Below are 18,999 nucleotides of genomic sequence, written 5' to 3' on the forward strand. Positions count from 1 at the left end.
CCATGGCGCTGATGATCAATGAAGCCTGCACGGCCTGTGATGCCTGCGAGCCCGTGTGCCCGAACCAGGCGATCTCCACCGGCGATCCGATCTACGTGATCGATCCCCTGAAATGCACCGAATGCGTCGGTGCCGAGGACGAGCCGCAATGCAAGCTGGTTTGTCCTGCGGACTGCATCCTGCCCAACCCGGACTGGGAAGAATCGCAGGACGATCTGCTGCTCAAATACCAGCAGCTGCACAGCTGATGTCTGCCGGCCCCGGCGGGCCGGATCGCGTCCGAACAGAGGATCCCTGATGAGCTTCACCAACCGGATCAGCCAGGCCCTGCATGACGAGCATGGAGCGACGGTCGCGCTGATGGAGCGGGTCGAGCAGATGCTGGCGCGCGGGCGCCGCGGCGGTCCTCCGGACAAGGCCGACGGCAATGTCGCGCGCCTGCTGTCCGATCTCTCGAGCGGCGTGGAGGCGGAGATCGAGCGCCACTTCGCGTTCGAGGAGAATCACATCTTCGCCTATCTCGAAGCCATGGGCGATGCCGGAATCGGCGAGCACCTGACCCGCGAGCATGAGGCGATGCGGCCTATCGGTGCTCGTGTCGCCGCGATTGCGCGTGCAGCCGCGAGCAACGGCTTCACGCCCGCCGAGTGGGAGGAATTCATGCGCCTGGCCCAGGACCTCAGTGATCGCATGCTCGCCCACGTCCAGAAGGAAGAAATGGCGTTGTTGCCGGTGATCGAGGAAAACATGGATCCCGAAACCGAGGCCCGGCTCTATCAGGAATACGTCGAACATGCATGAGGTCCCCATGAGCGATACCGCAGTCAATATGGCGACCCGCCGGTTGCGTCCGGCCGATCTCGAGCAGGTCATTGCCATCGATTCCGGCCATTTCGGTGCACCGCGCCGCGCCTTCTTCGAGAAGCGGTTGGCCAACGCCAGGGAGCATCCGGAGGATTACGTCCAGGTCGGCATCGATCGCAACGGCATCCTGATTGGCTTTGCGTTCGTTCGCATTCTGCGCGGCGAATTCGGTCGCGAAGCTGCGATTGCCACGCTCGATGCCATCGGGGTCATGACCAGCAATCGCGAGCAAGGCGTCGGTCATGCCCTGATGGACGGCCTCACCGGCGCCCTGCGCAAGGCGGGCGTCCGGTCGCTGCAGTCGCAGGCCGGCTGGAGCGACCATGCCCTGCTGCGGTTCTTCGATGCCTGCGGCTTCAGCCTGGCGCCGCGCCTGGTGCTGGAACGGTCCGCCGTGACGCCGCTGCCCGAACCCGTCGATAGCGAGTGAAGACAAGACTGGATGGATGAGCATGACCCGAAACACCGAATTAGCCATTCCGCACCAGGTCGGAGAAGCATTCGAAATCAGCTATGGCTCCGAGCCCGCGGCGGATTTCGGGCCGCTGGCGCGTGACCGGATTCCGGTTCGTTCGATGGCGGTGAGCGATCTGGCCGCACTGGTGGCGATCGACCGCCGCATTACCGGCCACGAACGAAGGGCGTATTTCGAGCGCAAGCTGGCGGACGCGCTGAAGGGCTCCGATGTGCGGGTGTCCCTCGTTGCCGAACTCGACGGCGTTCCCGTCGGCTTCATCATGGCGCGCGTCGATCTCGGCGAATTCGGCCGGGTCGACGCCACGGCAGTGCTCGATACGATCGGGGTCGATCCCGACTACCGCAACCGGGGCGTCGGGCACGCCCTGATCTCTCAATTGCTGATGAATCTCGCCACGCTGCGCGTCGAAAATGTGCGGACGGAAGTGGACTGGGAAGATCGGGAATTGCTGGCTTACCTGGATAGTTGCGGTTTCCGTCCCTCGCAGCAATTGTGCTTCGATCGATCCCTCAACTGATCGCAGCCGCCGTCCGCATCGCGTTCAACTCTCCGGCATGATTCGCCGGATAACGTCGGCCGTGAACCAGGCAAACGCGATTGCGCCGATCAGGCCGATCGCGCTGCCCAGGCGCGCCATCATCGCATCATCGAGCAGGATTGCGGCAGCCAGTGCCGCGAGGGCGAGGCCGTGGCAGGCGGCGTGGACCCTGAGCGATCGGACATTGGCGAGTTCTGATACGATGGCTGTGCCGCCCATGGCCTGCGGGGCTGCGAACATCGAGGCGAGAAAGGGCATGATGCGCTGAAGGATCGCGACCAGAAACGTCAACAGCCAACCGAACAGCAGCAGGAAGCCGAACAGGGTGGCTCCATTCCTTCCCGCAAGGCCATACAGCACGGCCAGACCGGCAAGAAGTGTCGCCGGCAGCATGATCCATGCCGTACGCACGAGGATGAACGAGAGTCCGAGCCGCTTGCGCATCCCGGCCCTGAGCACGCGCTGCATCAGCCAGAGATGCAGCGCGGCTGCGGCGAGACCGACGAGCAGGGCGACGGTCAGCAGGATGCGGTTGTCCGAGAGCGCTCCGAACGTTCCGAGAAGGATTGCGGCGGAGGCGGCGGCGAGGCTGGCGTAGCTCGGCCGTTTCGGCGGCGCCGATGCCAGTGCAAACATCGGTATCAATATGTGGCTGAAGCCGAGCGCGAGCAGGCCCATGAACCCGAACCCGCCGAGGATCATGTGGGCGAGCGCAACGGCGCCATGGTCCGGGAGGAAGCCGCTTCCTTCGTTGATCGAAAGCGTGACCCCGAGCGCGATCACCAGCACCAGCATCGCCAGTGCGGCCCAGCCGTAGGCACCAACCACCGGGAGGCTGCTCGCGCGTCGCAAGTTGTCCGCCAGAAGCGCGCAATACACGAGCAGGCCGCCCGCCGTGGCGACGGAGGCCGGAATGAGAATAGCCGTTTGCGCGGTGTGCATGCCGACGATCAGTGCAGCCAGTCCCGGCACGGTGAGCCAGAAGATCAGCTTGATCGGCCATACCGCGTGCAGGATGCGTCGCGTTGCAACAGGCAGGAGCTGAACCGACGCTCCTATCGCCGTCATGGTCAGGACGCCGAGGGTCAACAGGTGCAGGGATGCCAGGGGAGTGCCGAGACCGCCGCGAAAGCTCACCGCTTCGCCTGCGCCGGCAAGCAACTCGATCCACATCAGGACATGGAAGGCGGCAGCGGCTGCAAAGAATCTGAACGGGATCGAGCGAGGCAGCAACCGGCTCTTCGCGCCGCCGAGAAAGCCCGCCGCGACGTTCATGGACCCCATCGCTCCATGCGAAGCATGATGCCGTCCTCGCAATCGGCGTCCCCGCAATGGGACGGCATGAGTTCGTGGTTCCAGCCGCGGTCCTCGAGCTCGGGATAGAGGAAGATCGGCTCGCGATCGAGGTGGGCGACGAGCACGGTATCGGCCTCGCCGCTGTCGATCGCCTGCAGGATCGCGACCATCGGCTCCGGCGGCTCGAGGCCGCGGACGTCGATATGGACGGCATCGTCAGCTCGCCACATCCGGGATTTCTCCTCTGGTCGCGCGCAGCTCATGACGACACCTCAGCCAGCTTCTATAGATAAATCAGTACCACAATACTTGATTATGCGCTATGAATTCCTGAGTGTCGGAAGCGGCGATGCCGGGAAAATGCAGGAATTGACGGAGATCAATTCGGCTGTGCGGGTGCGGCGGGTGCGAGCCGCCGACATCTCGCACGTGATCGCGCTCGATACCCGCGTGACGAAGATCGCCAAGGCGGAATACTGGAACGACATTTTTCGCCGCTACGGCAAGCAGCGAAATTCCGAGCGCTTCTTTCTGGTGGCCGAGGGCCGCGCGGAGGGGGCAGGCCCGGGCTTTCTCGGTTTCATCATAGGAGAGGTTCGCGCCTGGGAGTTCGGATCCTCGCCCTGCGGCTGGGTATTTGCCCTGTCGGTCGAACCGAAGGCGCGCCTGCACGGCATCGGCAGCGCGCTCCTCGAAGCCATCTCGGCCGAGTTCAGGAAAGCCGGTGTCGGCAAGATGCGTACGATGGTGGCACGGGACGGCCGTCTTCCCCTGCTGTTCTTCCGCAGCGAAGGCATGATCGCAGGCCCTTACATCCAGCTCGAAAAGGATCTCGATTGAAGACCCGGCGCGACAATCAAAGTCCTGAACCGGATCGCATCCCGATGGCGGCGCCATGAGGCTGCAGGTTTCGACCCGGCTTGCCATCTTCGCGGTGCTCGAACTGGCCGCGCGCGAAGGCAGCCAGCTTTCGGTCGCCGAGATCGGCGAAAAATACGGCGTTTCCAGCCATCACCTTGCCAAGGTGATGCATGTGCTGGGCCGCGCCGGTCTCGTCCGCTCGGTCCGCGGTGCGGGAGGCGGCTATCAGTTCGCCGGAAATGCACGGCGAATGACGCTTCTCGACGTGGCACAGTTGTTCGAGGACCTGAATTCCGTCGAGCAGGGCGCCGCGGATGCGACGCGCGAGGAGCAGACATTGAGCGATGTTCTCGGCGAGATCGACGATATCGCGCGCGCCACGCTCGGATCGATCACGATCGCCACGATGCGCAAGCTGGTGGACCGTCGCGCCGCGGCCGGCAGCCGCAACGCGGAGGCAGGTTCCTCGCGCAGGAAGGGCGCGCCGCTGCGGCCGGTACGCTGACGCACAGGTGGTAATGCCAGCGCGAGGCATTTGCAGCTGGCGTGCATCGCAGCAAGAATATTTCGCTGGGCGGTTTGATCGGGATCAATGCAGCCCAATCGGTGAGCCGTCCCAATAAGCCGGGTTTGTCCGGAGACCTTGCAATGTCTTCAAAGCTGACAGCCGGCGATTTGCAGGTCATCAACCGCGTTGCGGTGTTCAGAGGGCTGAAGCCGGAGACGGTTCAGCACATCATCGCGCCGGCGACCGCCAGCATGCTGCGGCCGCACGAAACGATCATGCGGCAGGACGACCCGGCGACCGCGTTCTTCATCGTGATCGATGGCTGGCTGAAGATCTCCCGTAGCACCCAGGCCGGCGACGAAACCGTGATCGACATGATGCAGAAAGGCGACAGCTTTGCAGAGGCCGTCGCCTTCTCCGGAAACCGGTACATCGCGAGCGCGGAAGCGGTCAACATCGCGCGCGTCGCACGCATCCCCGCCGACCACCTGATCCGCTGCATCCGCCAGACCCCGGATATTGCGCTGGCAATGGTCGCATCGGTCTCGCAGCGCATGCATCATCTCGTGCAGCAGGTCGAGCAGCTCAAGGCGCAGAGCGGTGTGCAGAGGGTCGCCGAGTTTCTCGCCTCGCTGTCGCTGGCCGAGCACGGCCACTGCGCGCTGGCGTTGCCCTACGACAAGATCCTGATCGCGGGCAGGCTCGGCCTCACGCCGGAATCGCTGTCGCGTGCCTTCGCGAAGTTGAGGGGCGTGGGGGTGACCATCAATGCGTCTCAGGTCAACGTCAAGGATATTGAAGAGCTGCGCCGGATCGCGGCGGACGCCCGCAACGCGGTGCGGGGCACCTTGCGGCCGGTACGTTGAGGCGCAGATCGAACTTGGCGAACGGGGGTTTCCTGCAATGACGAACAGGGTTCTTCAACCCAAAGGCTGGCTGCCGCCGCTCGGTTATGCAAACGGCATCAGCGCGGCTGGGGGACGAATCGTGTTCGTGGCCGGGCAGATCGGCTGGAATGCCGAGCAGAAGTTCGAGAGCGAGGAGATCGCGCCGCAATTCAGGCAGGCGCTCGAGAATATTCTCGCCGTTCTGGCCGAAGAAGGCGGCAAGGCGGAGCACGTCTGCCGGATGACCGCATTCTGCATCGACAAGCCCGCCTATCTCGCAGCCCGGCGCGAACTCGGCCGCATCTGGAAATCGCTGATGGGAGACCATTATCCCGCGATGAGCATGATCTTCGTGGCCGACCTGCTCGACACGCCGGCAAAGATCGAGCTGGAAGCCACGGCGGTGATTCCCGCGCCATAGCGCGGGCGCGTGCTCCGCTCAGGCAGCGCCTGCGGTGCCAAGAGTTGTGATCAGGCGCCTCGCCAGTGCTGCGGCGGCGACGCGGCGGTAATTGGCCGACGTGATCGTGGTGCGCATCGGCTGGACCTGCTTCTGCACCAGCCGGTCCACCTCGTTCAGCAGCTTGTCGTCGATGCACCGCCCGGCGAAGGCTTCCGTGCCGGCGAGCAGGAACGGCCGCGAGTTCGTGCCGGTCAGCGCCAGCCGCAGCGATACGATGTCGGCGCCGGATGTTTCGAGCGCCACGGCCACGCCAGCGAGCGGGAAGTCGATGGCGGCGCGCGTGCGTATCTTTGCATAGGCCGACGCAGGCGGGTCCGGCGGCAGATGCACCGCCGTGACGAGTTCGCCATCGGCTAGGGCAAGATGGGCCTTGCCGTCTTCGACATAGAGCTGGCTAAGGAATATCCGGCGGGTTCCGCGCGTCCCTGAAATGTCGATTTCGGCGCCGAGGGCGAGCAGCGCCGGCGCCACATCGCCGCAGAAGGCGGCGTGGCAGCGCTGTCCCTGCGGGGCGACATGGCAGCTGTCGCCGCGGTTCTTCAGGCAATAGGCGTTGGCGCTTCGCCACCATTCGCTTTGATTGTAGTAGATGCAGCGGGTGTCGAGGCACAGATTGCCGCCGACCGTTCCCATGGTGCGATGGCCGGGGCCGGCAATCGCTGCGGCAGCCTGGGCGAGGGCGCGATAGCGCGCAACGATCACGTCGTTCTGGGCGAGGGCGGCAATCGTCACGCCGGCGCCGATCGTCACGCCATCATCGGTGATCCGGATCTCGGCCAGCTCGTCGATGCCGGAGAGGTCGACCAGATAGGTGGGATTGCCGATGCCGCGCCGCATGTTCACCAGGAGGTCGGTTCCGCCGGCAATGAAACGGCTGCCCGGATGATCGCGATAGGCAGCGACGGCCTCCGTGACGGTCCGGGGGGCGGCGAGACGAAACTGCGGAAGCGGAGCGCTCATGATGCAGCCTTCAGGGTGCGGGCGAGCCGCGCTTGCCGCCGGCGTTCGATCAGCGCGTCCATGATCCGGTCGGGCGTCGCGGGCAGTTCGTTCAGATCGATTCCGATGGCGTTGGCGATGGCGTTGACCAGTGCCGGCGGAAAGCCGGCCAGCGCGCCCTCGCTGGCTTCCTTGGCGCCCAGCGGCCCGTAGGGATCATGGCTCTCGACGATGTGGGTCTCGATCGGCGGAGAATCCATCGTGGTCGGCATCCGGTATTCGAGCATGCTGGCATGGGCCGGCAGGCCGTCGAGATAGCGGGTTTCCTCGCAGAGCGCCTGACCCATGCCCATCCAGACCGATCCCTGCATCTGTCCTTCGACCGCGAGCGGGTTGATGGCGCGGCCGCAGTCGAGCGCGACCCACACCTTGTCGACCGTCACCTGCGCGGTCACCTCGTCCACGCTGACTTCCACGACCTGGGCGGCGTAGCTGAACCCCATGGTGGAGCCGACGGCGCCGCCGCGGTGCTTGCCGCCCTGGGCCTCCGGCGGGCAGGTGAAGGCGCCCTTGACGGTGATCGCGCCTTCGTCGACCAGCGCCGCGGCCACGACTTCGGCAAACGGCAACGTCGACTGGTTGCCGACGCGAAACACCTCGTTGATGCACTCGACGTCCTCCGGGCGCGCTTCCAGCTTGCGTGCGGCGGTGGCGATGAGCAGCGCCTTCAGCCTGCGCGCCGCATCGATTGCCGCATTGCCCACCATGAAGGTGATGCGCGAGGAGTAGGCGCCGTTGTCCTTCGGCGTAATGGCGGTGTCGGCGGCGATCACGCGGAGGCGGTCGAGCGAAATGTCCAGGGTCTCGGCGACGGCGATCGCGACCATGGTGGAGGAGCCTTGCCCGATATCGGCGGCGCCGGTGAGCGCCGTTATCCCGCCATCGAAGTCGAGCTTGAGATTGACCACCGCGTGCGGCTCGCCGGTGAAATGAATCGGCTTGGCTGCGCCGCTGACATAGTGGGAACAGGCCATTCCCAGGCCCTTGCCGGGAGCCATCCGGCCGATGCGCTCTTTCCACCGGCTGGCGCGCTCGACGCGGTCGAGGCATTCGGCCAGTCCGTAGCTGTTGATCATCAGGTCGTTCGCCGTGCGGGTGGGCGCATGCAGCAGGTTGGCACGGCGCACGGCGAAGGGATCGAGGCCAAGCTCGCGCGCCATGCGATCGACCAGGCATTCGAAGGCGTGCCTGGTATCGACCGAACCGTGCCCGCGCATGGCGCCGCAGGGCGGCAGGTTGGTGTAGACGCGGTAGCCTTCATATTTGACGGCCGGGATGTCGTAGATGCCGTGCAACAGCGAGCCGGCATAGAGAATGGTGATGACGCCGTAGCCGGCGTAGGCGCCGCCCCGCTGCACGACCTGCAATTCGCAGGCGGTCATGCGGCCTGTCCTGCTCATGCCGAGCTTGAGGCGGATGTCGGTGTGGGGGCGAGCGCGGTGGGTGATGAACGTCTCTTCGCGGCTGAGCTCCATGAATACCTTGCCGGCGGCGGCACGGGCGAGCAGCGCGGTCACGATCTCGAAGTTCAGCGCTTCGACGCGCGCGCCGAAGCCGCCGCCGATGAACGGCTTGATCACCCGGATTTGCGCAGTCTCCATGCCGAGGCATCGCGCCAGCATCAGGTGCAGGTAGTAGCCGACCTGGGAGACGGTCTGCACGGTGAGGCGGCCGGTGAGCGGATCGAATTCGGCCAGACTCGCATGCGGCTCGATTTGCGCATGATTGATCTCGGCGCAGCAGAAGCTTTCCTCGCGCACCAGATCGGCCGCGGCAAAGCCGAGCTCGACCTCGCCGAACTGATGGTGGACGTCGCGTTCGACATTGCCGGGCTTGTTGTCGTGCAGCAGGATCGCGTCTGGCGCCCGCGCGTCTTCGGACGTGTAGTAGGCGGGCAGCTCCGCGATCTTCAGTTCGATCAACCCGAGAGCGCGCTCGGCCGTCTCAGCATCGATGGCCGCAACCGCCGCCACCGGCTCGCCGCGATAGCGGACGCGGCCGCGGGCCAGCGGATATTCGTTCATCGCGATCGGAAGCACGCCGTAGGTGTAGGCGCAGTCGTCGCCGGTAATGACCGCCACCACGCCATCGAGGGCGCGTGCCTTGGAGACGTCGAGCACGACGATGTCGCCGTGACTAGCCGGGCTGCGCAGGATGCGTCCGACGAGGGCATCGGCATGGTCGAGGTCGGCGGTGTAGCGCGCGCGCCCCGTGACCTTCTCGACACCGTCGATCAGGGGGACGGGGCGGCGAAGCTGCCGGATGCTGGCGCCGGAATCAGCGGTCATGGACTGTCTCCGTGGCCGCCTTCACGGACTCGATGATCTTCACATAGCCCGTGCACCGGCAGAGATTGCCGGACAGGGCGGCGCGTATTTCGTCATCGGTCGGCTGCGGATTGTGGCGCAGCAGCGCTTCGGCCGCCATGATCATGCCCGGCGTGCAGAAGCCGCATTGCGCGCCCAGTTTCTCGTGAAACGCACGCTGCAGCCTGCCGAGGCGGCCCTGCGTTGCCAAGGCCTCGATTGTCTCGACACTCCGTCCCTCGCAGCGTACCGCAAGCGTGATGCAGGAAGGCACCGCCTCGCCGTCCACCAGGACGGTGCACGCGCCGCACTCGCCGCCGTCACAACCGGTTTTCGTGCCGGTGAGATGCGCGACCTCGCGCAGATAGTCGACCAGCAATGCCGTTTCGCTCACGGCGTCTTCGCGCCAGCGGCCGTTCACTCTCAGTCTCAGCAGGCGCTTCTTTGCTTCCGGGCCCGGTGCATGCATCTTGGGACGACCTCTGATCGAGAAGACGAGGCTGCGCCCTCCGGCATCATCCTTCCATGACAAAAATCAAGGCCATGCATCGCGTTGGCGCGTGCCGGACATTCGGCCTGACAGAAGTCAAGGATCGGCTTGCGCCCAGCCGGTAAGTGTGAGCGACGATAAACGCTCGGGCGACGCTCATGACAGCGCTTCGCGATTACAATGCCGCGGTTGATTTCGTGGATCGTCACGTTGCCGAAGGGCGCGGCGACAAGATCGCCTTTATCGATCCTTCCCGCAATCTCACCTATGGCGAACTGCGCGATGCGGCGGCGCGTATCGGCCCGATGCTGGCGCGCATGGGGGTCGAGCCGGAAAGCCGGATTGCGCTGGTCCTGCTCGACACCGTCGACTTTCCCATCCTGTTCTGGGGCGCGATCCGCGCCGGCGTGATCCCGGTTCTGGTCAACACGCGCCTGACGGTCGACCAGTATCGCTACCTCTTCGAGGACTCGCGAACCAAGGCCGTGTTTGTCTCGCCGGCGCTGCTGCCGGACGTCCAGGAAGCGGCCAGGGACCTGCCGGGCCTGAAGGGAATTGTCGTCGTCGGTGGCGGCCCGGATTCGTTGCCGCGGCTGGACTCGCTGCTGGCTGCCGAGAACGAGGGCTCGGCGCCGGCAAGGACGGTGGCCGACGAAGTCGCCTACTGGCTCTATTCATCCGGCACGACCGGAATGCCCAAGGGCGTCATGCATGTGCACTCCAGCCCGAGGATCATGGCGCAGAGTGCGGGGCAGCGGCGCATCGGCTACCGCGAAGACGACGTGGTGTTCTCCGCCGCCAAGCTGTTCTTCGCCTACGGTCTCGGCAACGCCATGATCTGCCCGATGTGGGTGGGAGCAACTTCGGTCTTCTATCCCGAGCGGCCGACGCCGCAAACCGTGCTCGAGATGCTGCGCGGCTATCAGCCGACGCTGTTCTTTGCGGTGCCGACGCTTTACACCGCCATGCTTGCCGATCCTGAATGCAGGCCGGAAAACATGTCCAGCCGGCTGCGGCTCTGCTTTTCAGCCGGGGAGGCGCTGCCTTCGCATGTCGGCATGGCCTGGAAGCAGCGGTTCGGCCTCGACATCGTCAATGGCGTCGGTTCGACCGAGCTGGGCCATCTGTTTCTGACGAACCTTCCCGGCGCCGTCGAGTACGGGACATCCGGCGTGCCGGTCGACGGCTTCAAGCTCAGGCTTGTTGATGAAAACGCGCAGGACGTCGGCGACAACGAGATCGGGGAGCTTCTCGTCAAGGGCGAGTCGGCGGCGGCGGGCTACTGGAACCAGCGCGAGAAATCGCGTCGTACCTTTCTCGGCGAGTGGACCCGCACGGGCGACAAGTACACGCGGCGGCCGGACGGGGTCTACACTTACTGCGGCCGCACCGACGACATGTTCAAGGTGAGCGGGATCTGGGTGTCTCCGTTCGAGATCGAGGAGGCCCTGATAGCCCATCCCGAAGTGCTCGAAGCCGCGGTCGTGCCGGCCGAGGATGACAACGGCCTGATCAAGCCGAAGGCCTTCATCGTGCTCAGGGACTGCGCGGACAAGGAGGTCGGCCGGGCGCTCTATGAGGAACTCAAGGTGCATGTGAAGCGCGCCATTGGTCCGTGGAAATATCCGCGGTGGATTGAATTCGTCGACAGCCTGCCGAAGACCGCGACCGGAAAGATCCAGCGCTTCATGCTTCGCGACCACGGCGTCGCCAACGGCGGAGATCACTGAAGTCGCGGAGTGCGCGCGACTTGCCGTTGACTTCAGTCAAGACCGTGCCGCGATTGCCCTTGTATCCTTCTCTTAATGACCGCCGCTTGCCGCTGATCGATGCCGGCAAACTCGTATTGAGGAGAATGGTCATGATCCTTGTGCAGTGGAGGGACGACTACAGTGTCGGAGCCAGGTCGGTCGATGATGAGCACAAGGCGCTCATCGGCCGGATCAACCGGCTTTACGATCAACTGATGGTCGAGGACGATCCTCTCGCGGTTTCGACCTTCTTCGAGAGCCTCATCAAGGCGATCACGGAACACTTCCTGCGCGAAGAGCGGTTCATGCGCGAGCGCGGCTACGATCAACTGCCGCAACACCGGGAGGACTACGAGCGGCTGCTCGATGAGATCGAGGCCTTGACCGACGAGTTCGATCGCAACGAGGAGGCGGGCCGGGAGGATCTTGCGATGCGGATCGACGGCTGGCTCTCGGATCATTTCGAAACTCATGATGCCCGCCTCGAAGAGGTGTTCGACCGGCGCAAGAACTGAGCGGAAGCGATGGCCGCGGCGATGTTCCAGACTTGCGTGGCCGGGCAGATCGCGACACTGACCATGAGTTCGCCGCCGGTCAATGCGCTCAGCGAGGCTTGGCTCTCGGGGCTTGCGCGCGAGATTGCGGCACTCGAGGCGCGCCAGGACTGGAAAGTTTTGCATCTGCGTTCCGGCCAGAAGGTGTTTTGTGCCGGCGCCGATCTCAAGGAGATGCGCGCGCGGTTCGACGCCGCCGACGGTCCCGACCGCACCTACGCTTATGTTGCCTCGATCCAGCGGCTGTATGCGCGAATTGAAGCGTTGCCGCAGGTGACGCTGGCGGAAATCGGCGGCGCCGCGCTCGGTGGCGGCTTCGAGCTTGCGCTGGCCTGTGACCTGCGCATCGCGGCCGTTGAAGCGAAGCTCGGTCTGCCCGAGGTGAATCTCGGTCTCATTCCCGGCGGCGGCGGCACCCAGCGGTTGACCCGGCTGGTCGGCCGCGGTCTGGCCGGCCGGCTCATTCTCGGCGCGGAAGCGGTCGACGGCGCCACGGCAGAGCGGCTCGGCCTCGTGCAATGGGCCTGTCCTCGCGCCGAACTCGCCGCTCGCGCGGAAGCAATCGCCGCTCGCATCGCCGCCTTGCCGGCGGCCGCGCTTGCCGCGGCCAAGCGCTGCGTGGCGTCGGCAGCCACGCCCGGCCGCGGCGGTTATGGCGACGAAATTGAATTCACACGCGACCTTCAGACCAACGCCGAGACGCGGGAGCGCATCAGCGCCTTCATCGCCGGAGCGCGGGCATGACCAATAGCAGGAGGAAGACGACATGGAATTCGAGGGCAAGATCGCGCTGGTGACCGGCGGCGCGTCCGGGATCGGCAAGGCGACCGTGATGGAGCTGGCACGCAACGGGGCGCGGGTGATCTGCGCCGACATCAACGAGACCGCGGGCCGGGCGCTGGCCGAGGAGGCGCGGCGCTGCAATCTCGACGTCGAATATGAACCGATCGACCTGACCGACAGCGCATCGGTGCGCCGCTGCGCCGCCGTCGTCACCGCGCGCCATCCCAGGATCGACATCCTGGTCAACGCCGCCGGCTTCAGCGCTTTCCATCCCTTCCTGGAAACGCCGCCCGAATATTTCGACAAGGTGATCGCCGGCAACCTGACCGGATCGCTGCACCTGACGCAGGCGCTGCTGCCCTCGATTATCGCCGCCGGCAACGGCCACATCGTCAACGTGGCGAGCGACGCCGGCCGAGTCGGCTCGACCGGCGAGACTGCCTATGCGGCGGCCAAGGGCGGCATGATCGCCTTCACCAAGTCGCTTGCCCGCGAAGTGGCGCGGCAGGGGGTTTGCGTCAACTGCGTGTGTCCGGGACCGACCGACACGCCGCTGCTCGACACCCGCTCCGACAAGCTGAAGGACGCCTTCGTCAGGGCGATCGCCTTCCGCCGGCTCGGCAAGCCGCAGGAGATCGCCGACGCCATCGTGTTCTTCGCCGGAGCGAAATCGAGCTACGTCACCGCGCAGGTGCTGAGCGTCAGCGGCGGTCTCACCTTCGCCGGCTGAGCGCGCCACCGCGCAATCGGCCGCTCCCAGCAACGAGGATTCTCAACATGACGGCAACTACCCTTCGCTTCAACCCGACCCGGGTCGATTTCTCGAACTTCACGCCGCGGCACTTCCAGTGGCGCCGCGACGGCAAGGTCGCGACCATCACGCTGAACCGGCCGGAGCGCAAGAATCCGCTGACGCTGGAGTCCTACGCTGAGCTGCGCGACACTTTTCGCGACCTGGTCTATTGCAGCGACATCGCCAACGTCGTCATCACCGGCGCCGGCGGCAATTTCTGCTCCGGCGGCGACGTGCACGAGATCATCGGTCCGCTGGTCGAGATGCAGCGCAAGGACGACATGGCGGGACTGCTCGCCTTCACCCGCATGACCGGTGATCTGGTCAAGGCAATGCGGGGCTGCCCGCAGCCGATCGTCGCCGCGATCGACGGCATCTGCGCCGGCGCCGGCGCGATCCTGGCGATGGCCTCGGACCTGCGCTTCGGCACGGCGCGCAGCAAGGTCGCGTTCCTGTTCGTCCGCGTCGGCCTTGCCGGCGCCGACATGGGCGCCTGCAACATGCTTCCGCGCATCATCGGTTCGGGTCGCGCCGCCGAACTCCTGTATACCGGCCGGGCGATGGACGGCGCTGAGGCCGAGCGCTGGGGTTTCTACAACAAGCTCTGCGAGCCCGACGCCGTGCTGGCGGACGCGCAGGCGATGGCAAAGACGCTGGCCGACGGTCCGACCTTTGCGAATGCCATGACCAAGAAGTGCATCCACCAGGAATGGAACATGGGCATCGACGAGTCCATCGAGGCCGAGGCCCAGGCCCAGGCGATCTGCATGCAGACCAGGGACTACGAACGCGCCTACGAGGCGTTCGTGGCAAAGCAGAAGCCAGTATTCCAGGGCAATTGAGCGGACGATGCTCCAGATCAAGTCCGGACTCCCCGGGATGCGCTAGACAGGGCGCGTGCCGGCGGGGGATGAGTCCTTGGTCCGTGCACGATCCTTGTTCGGGGTGATCGAGATGGCCAAACTGGAAATAGAAGGCATCGAGGCAGCGATCGGGGCTGCCTTCGAGCGAATGATCCCGTTCAATCGCGTGCTCGGTCTGCAGATCGAATCGCTCGATACCGAGGCGCCGAAACTGAAATTCGACATGCGGCCGGAGCTGGTGGGCAATCCGGTCCGCCAGATCCTGCATGGCGGCGTGATCTCGGCGACCCTCGACGTGGTCGGCGGCCTCGCCATTGCGCTCGCCTCGCTTGCCGCCAAACCGGAATTGCTGACCGTGACGCAATTCCCAAACATCGGCACCATCGATTTGCGCGTCGACTATCTGCGGCCGGGTCGCGGCAAGCATTTCGTGGCCACCGGCCGGGTGGTCAGGCTGGGCGGCCGCGTGGCGGTGGTCCATATGGACCTCGTCAACGATACCGGCGAGCAGATCGCGACCGGCTCGGCGGCCTATATCGTCGATTGAAGTAGAGCGGGCCGGGTCATCCCGCCTGCAACGCGCGGCTTCGCGGCGTATCGGACACCGTCCGGCTGCCGGCATCCAGGCTCTTGAGCCTGTCGATTTCCGCCTCAAGCGCCGCGCCGTCCTCGTCCTTGCCGGCTGCCGCGATCAGGCCCCGCAGCTGCATCGCCGCCGACGGATGATGCAGCCTGTCCGACATGAACGTGCAGATCGCCTGATATTTGGCGTGCCCGTGCTTGTTGGTGTCGCCGTATCCCTTGACGAGATTGCGCAGGCGGGCAAAGGCGATCGCAAGCGGGGCGTCGATGCCGGCTGCCCGGCGGACGCTCTCCAGCCATTCGCCGATGAAATGCATCTCGCGCGCATGGCGCAGCGAGCCGCGCCGCAACGGCTTGAGCGAGGCCACGCAATAAAGCAGCAGAAAGCCGCGCAGGGAGGTCGTGCGCACCATGCGTCCGCGCGACGTCAACCGGTTCAGCAGCGCCTTGACGGACCTGTTGCGCAGTATCCAGCGTCCGGTCGAGGCCGGCATGGTATCGGCGATCTCTTCGGTGCGGGGATGCATGAATTCGACGATCTCGACCACCTGGCCGGGATCGGCGCCGACTTCGGCGCGAACGCGGTCGAACCGGGCGCGCCGGATCTTCAGCTCGGCGACCCGTATGGTGTCCTCATATGTCATTCCCAGCGCGAGCTGACGCGCGAGCTCCGAAAGCAGTTGCTGCCCGGCATGTCCCATGGAGCTTGCGAGCGCCACAAACGGCGTGAGCCGCTCGACATATTCCCGTGCATAGGCCTTGTCCTGGTACTCCGCGGTGCGAGCGATGCCCATCGCGGTCAGCGCGCGTGCTTCGCCATCGAGGCCGGTCGGCAGAATTGCATCAGGCCCGCCGGCCGCCGGTTGATCTGATCCCTTGCCCGCAGCCGTCGGCGTGCCCGTGGGCCGCTCGGCGGCAGCAAAGGCCGCGGCGAATGCCGCTAGGCTCGCACTGACGCCGACGCCGTCGCTGCGGATGGCCGCTTCACAGGCCTCGCGCCCGAACGGCAGCGCCTGCGATCCGGCGATGGCGCCGAACAGCGCCGCGCTGATCACGCTTCGGTTTGCTTCCGCCAGCCGCGCCATGTCGAAACCAGTGAGTTTTCGGGCGGCGGCTTCGCAAGCCCCGATGATGGCGTCCGCATCGACGCGACCGTCCTCCAGCGCGGTCCTTTCGGTCATCGAGTAGACGCGATGCGTCGACGTCACCAGATGGGTGCGGTCCGGTGTGACCAGACCGCGCTGGATCGCGCGGCCGGCTTCCATCAGTTCGGATGCGACGACCAGGTCGACATCGCCCGGCATCGGCATCAGGCCGAGCACCGGCATCCGTCCGTCGCCGGGCAGGGCACTCTTCGGGAACAGTTCGAGATAATAGATCGTGGCGCCGGTCCGTTGCGACACGCCCGGGACCGACGTCGTCTGGGCAAGGTAGCCGCTGCTCTCGCCAACCTTCACCAGCCAGTCGGCCAGCACGCCGCCGCCTTCGCCGCCCATGGCGAGGATCGCGATATTGATCGATCTGGCGGCATTCATGCGCGCACTCCTGCCTCGCTCGCCCTGTCCAGCCGCCGCTGCAGGGCGGATATCACGACATTCCGCAGCCAGGCCCGCGCGCGATCCCACCGCGATGGATTGCTGACGATCGAGACGCGATAGAAGGACGGGCACAGCACCGCAGCATGCGCGACCTCGCCGCAAAGCCCGCAGCCGACGCAGGACTGCAGGACCTTGGTCACCGGCTCCCGCCGCAGCGGATCCGGATTCGGCGCGATGGTCAGCGAAGGACAGCCGGACAGGCGAATGCAGGAATGATCGCCCGTGCAGGTGTCGGGATCGACGCCGAAGCGTTCCTGCACCGTGCGCAGGCCCGCCTTGATCTGCTTCTGCAGCAGCGGCCGCTCGCGGCGCTGCCGGTTCAGCATGCATTCGGAACGGGCGACGATGACCTTGGGGCCGCGGGTCGCGGTCAGCAATGCCTCCTTCAGCGTGTCGCGCATCTGCCTCACGTCGTAGGTGCGCGAGATCGTGCGAACCCAGCCGACGCCGACGCCTCTCACGGCGCGCTCGATCGTGTTCCGCGTCGTGCGCTGGCGATTGTCCGCCTCCGAGGACATGATGTCCTGGCCGCCGGTCGCCGCCGAATAGCCGTTGTCGATGATGATCTGGACGCCGTCGTTCTTGTTGAACACGGAATTGCCGATCGAGGAGACCAGCCCGTTGTGCCAGAAACCGCCGTCGCCCAGGATCGCGATCGCGCGCTTGCCTTCGGCCGAGCCCATTGCGGCCGCGCCGGCGCCGCCGAGGCCGTAGCCCATCACGGTATTGCCGATCTCGAACGGCGGGAACGTCGAGAACAGATGGCAGCCGATGTCGCAGCTGATGTGATGTTGACCGAGCTCGCGCTCGGCGAGCTTGATGGCGGCGAAGATGGGTCGCTCCGGACATCCCGTGCAGAACGAGGGAGGTCGCCCCTGCACATGCGGCGCGACCAGCGACAGCGCGGTCTCCATCTTGCCATTGGCCGTCGCCGGCCCGGAGGCCGGCAGCAGGTCGGGACGATAGCTGCCGAGAAAGCGCACGAGCCCGGCCTTGACAACGGCGCCGGTATACTCGCCCGCCAGCGGCAGCATGCCCTTGCCTTCGAGTATCGTCGGCGCGGAGGCGCGACGCAGGATCGTGTTGATCGAATGCTCGATGAATTCCGGTTGGCCTTCCTCGACCAGGAGAATCGCGCGCTTGCCGTTGCAGAACGCGACGACCTCCGAATCCACCAGCGGATAGGTGACGTTCAGGACGTAGACCGGCACGCGGGTCTCGCCGAAGGCGTCGGCAAGTCCGATGGTCTGCAGCGCGCGCATCACGGTGTTGTAGAGCCCGCCCTGCACGACGATGCCGATGTCACGGGCCTCGCCGTCGAAGATTTCGTTCAATTTGTGGTCTTCGATGAACCTGACGGCCGCGGGCCAGCGCTGTTCGACCTTCTCCTTCTCGTGCTGATAGCTTGCGGGCGGCAGAATGATGCGGTCGGCGGCGCGCCGCGGCGAGGTGCGTGCATCCTGCAAGGTGAAGGCCGGCTGCACATTGTCCCTGGCCGTGAAAGCGCCGTAGACGTGGCACGCGCGAATGCGCAGCTCCAGCATGACGGGCGTGTGCGACGCCTCGGACAGGGCAAAGCCGGTTTCGACGGCTCGCACGATCGAGGGCAGGTTCGGGCGGGGATCGAGCAGCCAGATCTGCGATTTCATCGCGAAAGCATGGCTGCGCTCCTGCATGATCGAGGAGCCCTCGCCGTAATCCTCGCCTAGGATGATCAGCGCGCCGCCGGTCACGCCGCTGGACGACAGGTTGGCGAGTGCGTCGGAGGCGACGTTGACGCCGACGACTCCCTTGAACGTGATGGCGCCGCGCAGCGGATAGTTGACCGATGCCGCCAGCGTAGCGGCGGCCGTCGCCTCATTGGCGCTCATCTCGAAGCGGATACCGAGCTCGTCGAGGATGTCCTGCGCGTCCGACAGGACGTCGACGAGATGCGAGATCGGCGCGCCCTGGTAACCCGCGACGTAGTTGACGCCCGATTGCAGCAGCGCCTTGGTGACGGCCAGGATGCCTTCGCCCCGAAATTCCTGCCCGGCGCCGAGGCGCAGCAGCTCCACTTCCTTCTTGAACGAGCGCTCCGCCATGACCATTGCCTCTCGCCGCCGCTGCCGGCGCCGCGTTCCAAGCAGACGCATTTGAGACCAAAATTTGCCGCCGATACTTGACCGAAGTCATCCCGGCCGCCGCCGCGGCCGATAGGGTGGCGCAAGGCGAACGCGGCATCGGCGGACCTCGCCGTGTCGCGCTTGCCGGTCGGAAGCTCCGTTGGGCCGGACCTTCCGATCAATTCCTCGGGTACGGGACCTGCCATTCCAGCCTTGGCCTGGAGTGGCAGGTCGCGAGCCATGTGTACGATGCGATTCGCCTCTCCTCCGCGCGACCGCA

At 65.6% G+C, this 18,999-nt stretch carries 21 protein-coding genes; 14 read left to right on the forward strand and 7 right to left on the reverse strand.

Translation table 11 applies throughout. The annotated features are described in order from the left end of the window. Positions 1–2 precede the first annotated feature (2 nt). The 4 genes from HZB49_RS17385 to HZB49_RS17400 are packed head-to-tail and all read left to right on the forward strand — an operon-like array spanning position 3 to position 1,859. Entirely contained in the window at positions 3–248 is a 246-nt protein-coding gene (locus HZB49_RS17385) for a YfhL family 4Fe-4S dicluster ferredoxin (protein WP_291613513.1), read from the forward strand. A gap of 49 nt (positions 249–297) precedes the next feature. Then, positions 298–801, forward strand: a complete 504-nt coding sequence (locus HZB49_RS17390; protein WP_291613515.1) for a hemerythrin domain-containing protein — start codon at positions 298–300, stop codon at positions 799–801. Between the two features lie 7 nt (positions 802–808). Then, on the forward strand, positions 809–1,294 hold the full coding sequence (locus HZB49_RS17395) for a GNAT family N-acetyltransferase (protein WP_291613517.1): 486 nt from the start codon (positions 809–811) through the stop codon (positions 1,292–1,294). A gap of 22 nt (positions 1,295–1,316) precedes the next feature. Further along, the gene (locus HZB49_RS17400; RefSeq protein ID WP_291613519.1) at positions 1,317–1,859 is read left to right on the forward strand and encodes a GNAT family N-acetyltransferase; all 543 of its coding nucleotides are present in this window, start codon (positions 1,317–1,319) and stop codon (positions 1,857–1,859) included. A 24-nt stretch (positions 1,860–1,883) separates the two neighbouring features. On the opposite strand, the gene HZB49_RS17405 is transcribed toward HZB49_RS17400, so the two are convergent. After that, on the reverse strand, positions 1,884–3,155 hold the full coding sequence (locus HZB49_RS17405; RefSeq protein ID WP_291613521.1) for a hypothetical protein: 1,272 nt from the start codon (positions 3,153–3,155) through the stop codon (positions 1,884–1,886). After that, positions 3,152–3,406 (reverse strand): DUF2249 domain-containing protein, encoded by a 255-nt coding sequence (locus tag HZB49_RS17410; RefSeq protein ID WP_291613522.1) that lies wholly within the window; start codon positions 3,404–3,406, stop codon positions 3,152–3,154. The genes HZB49_RS17405 and HZB49_RS17410 overlap by 4 nt, the downstream gene beginning before the upstream one ends. 130 nt (positions 3,407–3,536) lie before the next feature. On the opposite strand from HZB49_RS17410, the gene HZB49_RS17415 reads away from it, so the two are divergent. The 4 genes from HZB49_RS17415 (at position 3,537) to HZB49_RS17430 (ending at position 5,853) form a co-directional block, all read left to right on the forward strand. Continuing rightward, the gene (locus HZB49_RS17415) at positions 3,537–4,016 is read left to right on the forward strand and encodes a GNAT family N-acetyltransferase (RefSeq protein WP_291613524.1); all 480 of its coding nucleotides are present in this window, start codon (positions 3,537–3,539) and stop codon (positions 4,014–4,016) included. A 55-nt stretch (positions 4,017–4,071) separates the two neighbouring features. Then, the gene (locus HZB49_RS17420; protein ID WP_291613525.1) at positions 4,072–4,542 is read left to right on the forward strand and encodes an Rrf2 family transcriptional regulator; all 471 of its coding nucleotides are present in this window, start codon (positions 4,072–4,074) and stop codon (positions 4,540–4,542) included. Positions 4,543–4,685: 143 nt separating this feature from the next. Beyond that, the gene (locus HZB49_RS17425; RefSeq protein ID WP_291613526.1) at positions 4,686–5,411 is read left to right on the forward strand and encodes a cyclic nucleotide-binding domain-containing protein; all 726 of its coding nucleotides are present in this window, start codon (positions 4,686–4,688) and stop codon (positions 5,409–5,411) included. 37 nt (positions 5,412–5,448) lie between these two features. Continuing rightward, the gene (locus tag HZB49_RS17430) at positions 5,449–5,853 is read left to right on the forward strand and encodes a RidA family protein (RefSeq protein ID WP_291613527.1); all 405 of its coding nucleotides are present in this window, start codon (positions 5,449–5,451) and stop codon (positions 5,851–5,853) included. 18 nt (positions 5,854–5,871) lie between these two features. On the opposite strand, the gene hcrB is transcribed toward HZB49_RS17430, so the two are convergent. The 3 genes from hcrB to hcrC are packed head-to-tail and all read right to left on the reverse strand — an operon-like array spanning position 5,872 to position 9,669. Beyond that, a complete protein-coding gene (hcrB, locus tag HZB49_RS17435; protein ID WP_291613528.1) occupies positions 5,872–6,855 on the reverse strand; it encodes a 4-hydroxybenzoyl-CoA reductase subunit beta in 984 nt (327 codons plus the stop codon). Then, positions 6,852–9,182, reverse strand: a complete 2,331-nt coding sequence (hcrA, locus tag HZB49_RS17440) for a 4-hydroxybenzoyl-CoA reductase subunit alpha (protein WP_291613529.1) — start codon at positions 9,180–9,182, stop codon at positions 6,852–6,854. Before hcrA ends, hcrB begins: the two co-directional genes overlap by 4 nt. Then, the gene (gene hcrC / locus HZB49_RS17445) at positions 9,172–9,669 is read right to left on the reverse strand and encodes a 4-hydroxybenzoyl-CoA reductase subunit gamma (RefSeq protein WP_291613530.1); all 498 of its coding nucleotides are present in this window, start codon (positions 9,667–9,669) and stop codon (positions 9,172–9,174) included. The genes hcrA and hcrC overlap by 11 nt, the downstream gene beginning before the upstream one ends. 179 nt (positions 9,670–9,848) lie before the next feature. Here hcrC and HZB49_RS17450 point away from each other — a divergent pair, with 179 nt between their 5' ends. The 6 genes from HZB49_RS17450 (at position 9,849) to HZB49_RS17475 (ending at position 14,981) form a co-directional block, all read left to right on the forward strand. Then, a complete protein-coding gene (locus tag HZB49_RS17450) occupies positions 9,849–11,420 on the forward strand; it encodes a benzoate-CoA ligase family protein (protein WP_291613531.1) in 1,572 nt (523 codons plus the stop codon). A 20-nt stretch (positions 11,421–11,440) separates the two neighbouring features. Next, positions 11,441–11,956: a hemerythrin family protein gene (locus HZB49_RS17455; protein ID WP_291613532.1), complete on the forward strand. Its 516-nt coding sequence runs from the start codon at positions 11,441–11,443 to the stop codon at positions 11,954–11,956. A 9-nt stretch (positions 11,957–11,965) separates the two neighbouring features. Then, complete coding sequence (locus HZB49_RS17460) at positions 11,966–12,739, forward strand: enoyl-CoA hydratase/isomerase family protein (RefSeq protein WP_291613534.1); 774 nt, start codon at positions 11,966–11,968, stop codon at positions 12,737–12,739. Positions 12,740–12,761: 22 nt separating this feature from the next. After that, complete coding sequence (locus HZB49_RS17465) at positions 12,762–13,508, forward strand: SDR family NAD(P)-dependent oxidoreductase (RefSeq protein ID WP_291613536.1); 747 nt, start codon at positions 12,762–12,764, stop codon at positions 13,506–13,508. Between the two features lie 47 nt (positions 13,509–13,555). After that, complete coding sequence (locus HZB49_RS17470) at positions 13,556–14,413, forward strand: enoyl-CoA hydratase family protein (protein ID WP_291613537.1); 858 nt, start codon at positions 13,556–13,558, stop codon at positions 14,411–14,413. A 112-nt stretch (positions 14,414–14,525) separates the two neighbouring features. Beyond that, a complete protein-coding gene (locus HZB49_RS17475) occupies positions 14,526–14,981 on the forward strand; it encodes a thioesterase family protein (protein WP_291613540.1) in 456 nt (151 codons plus the stop codon). Positions 14,982–14,997: 16 nt separating this feature from the next. Here the strand turns inward: HZB49_RS17475 and HZB49_RS17480 are convergent, their stop codons facing one another. Then, on the reverse strand, positions 14,998–16,551 hold the full coding sequence (locus HZB49_RS17480) for an indolepyruvate oxidoreductase subunit beta family protein (protein ID WP_291613542.1): 1,554 nt from the start codon (positions 16,549–16,551) through the stop codon (positions 14,998–15,000). Further along, positions 16,548–18,698, reverse strand: a complete 2,151-nt coding sequence (locus HZB49_RS17485) for an indolepyruvate ferredoxin oxidoreductase subunit alpha (protein ID WP_291613544.1) — start codon at positions 18,696–18,698, stop codon at positions 16,548–16,550. Before HZB49_RS17485 ends, HZB49_RS17480 begins: the two co-directional genes overlap by 4 nt. Positions 18,699–18,999 lie beyond the last annotated feature (301 nt).

The organism is Bradyrhizobium sp., from assembly GCF_016219575.1.
In the GTDB taxonomy this organism is placed as follows: Bacteria; Pseudomonadota; Alphaproteobacteria; order Rhizobiales; family Xanthobacteraceae; genus Bradyrhizobium.

Coding starts and splice junctions, on each gene's coding strand:
- HZB49_RS17385 (WP_291613513.1), top strand. CDS start 3: ATGGCGCTGATGATCAATGAAGCCTGCACGGCCTGTGATGCCTGCGAG.
- HZB49_RS17390 (WP_291613515.1), top strand. CDS start 298: ATGAGCTTCACCAACCGGATCAGCCAGGCCCTGCATGACGAGCATGGA.
- HZB49_RS17395 (WP_291613517.1), top strand. CDS start 809: ATGAGCGATACCGCAGTCAATATGGCGACCCGCCGGTTGCGTCCGGCC.
- HZB49_RS17400 (WP_291613519.1), top strand. CDS start 1,317: ATGACCCGAAACACCGAATTAGCCATTCCGCACCAGGTCGGAGAAGCA.
- HZB49_RS17405 (WP_291613521.1), bottom strand. CDS start 3,155: ATGAACGTCGCGGCGGGCTTTCTCGGCGGCGCGAAGAGCCGGTTGCTG.
- HZB49_RS17410 (WP_291613522.1), bottom strand. CDS start 3,406: ATGTGGCGAGCTGACGATGCCGTCCATATCGACGTCCGCGGCCTCGAG.
- HZB49_RS17415 (WP_291613524.1), top strand. CDS start 3,537: ATGCAGGAATTGACGGAGATCAATTCGGCTGTGCGGGTGCGGCGGGTG.
- HZB49_RS17420 (WP_291613525.1), top strand. CDS start 4,072: ATGAGGCTGCAGGTTTCGACCCGGCTTGCCATCTTCGCGGTGCTCGAA.
- HZB49_RS17425 (WP_291613526.1), top strand. CDS start 4,686: ATGTCTTCAAAGCTGACAGCCGGCGATTTGCAGGTCATCAACCGCGTT.
- HZB49_RS17430 (WP_291613527.1), top strand. CDS start 5,449: ATGACGAACAGGGTTCTTCAACCCAAAGGCTGGCTGCCGCCGCTCGGT.
- hcrB (WP_291613528.1), bottom strand. CDS start 6,855: ATGAGCGCTCCGCTTCCGCAGTTTCGTCTCGCCGCCCCCCGGACCGTC.
- hcrA (WP_291613529.1), bottom strand. CDS start 9,182: ATGACCGCTGATTCCGGCGCCAGCATCCGGCAGCTTCGCCGCCCCGTC.
- hcrC (WP_291613530.1), bottom strand. CDS start 9,669: ATGCATGCACCGGGCCCGGAAGCAAAGAAGCGCCTGCTGAGACTGAGA.
- HZB49_RS17450 (WP_291613531.1), top strand. CDS start 9,849: ATGACAGCGCTTCGCGATTACAATGCCGCGGTTGATTTCGTGGATCGT.
- HZB49_RS17460 (WP_291613534.1), top strand. CDS start 11,966: ATGGCCGCGGCGATGTTCCAGACTTGCGTGGCCGGGCAGATCGCGACA.
- HZB49_RS17465 (WP_291613536.1), top strand. CDS start 12,762: ATGGAATTCGAGGGCAAGATCGCGCTGGTGACCGGCGGCGCGTCCGGG.
- HZB49_RS17470 (WP_291613537.1), top strand. CDS start 13,556: ATGACGGCAACTACCCTTCGCTTCAACCCGACCCGGGTCGATTTCTCG.
- HZB49_RS17475 (WP_291613540.1), top strand. CDS start 14,526: ATGGCCAAACTGGAAATAGAAGGCATCGAGGCAGCGATCGGGGCTGCC.
- HZB49_RS17480 (WP_291613542.1), bottom strand. CDS start 16,551: ATGAATGCCGCCAGATCGATCAATATCGCGATCCTCGCCATGGGCGGC.
- HZB49_RS17485 (WP_291613544.1), bottom strand. CDS start 18,698: ATGGCGGAGCGCTCGTTCAAGAAGGAAGTGGAGCTGCTGCGCCTCGGC.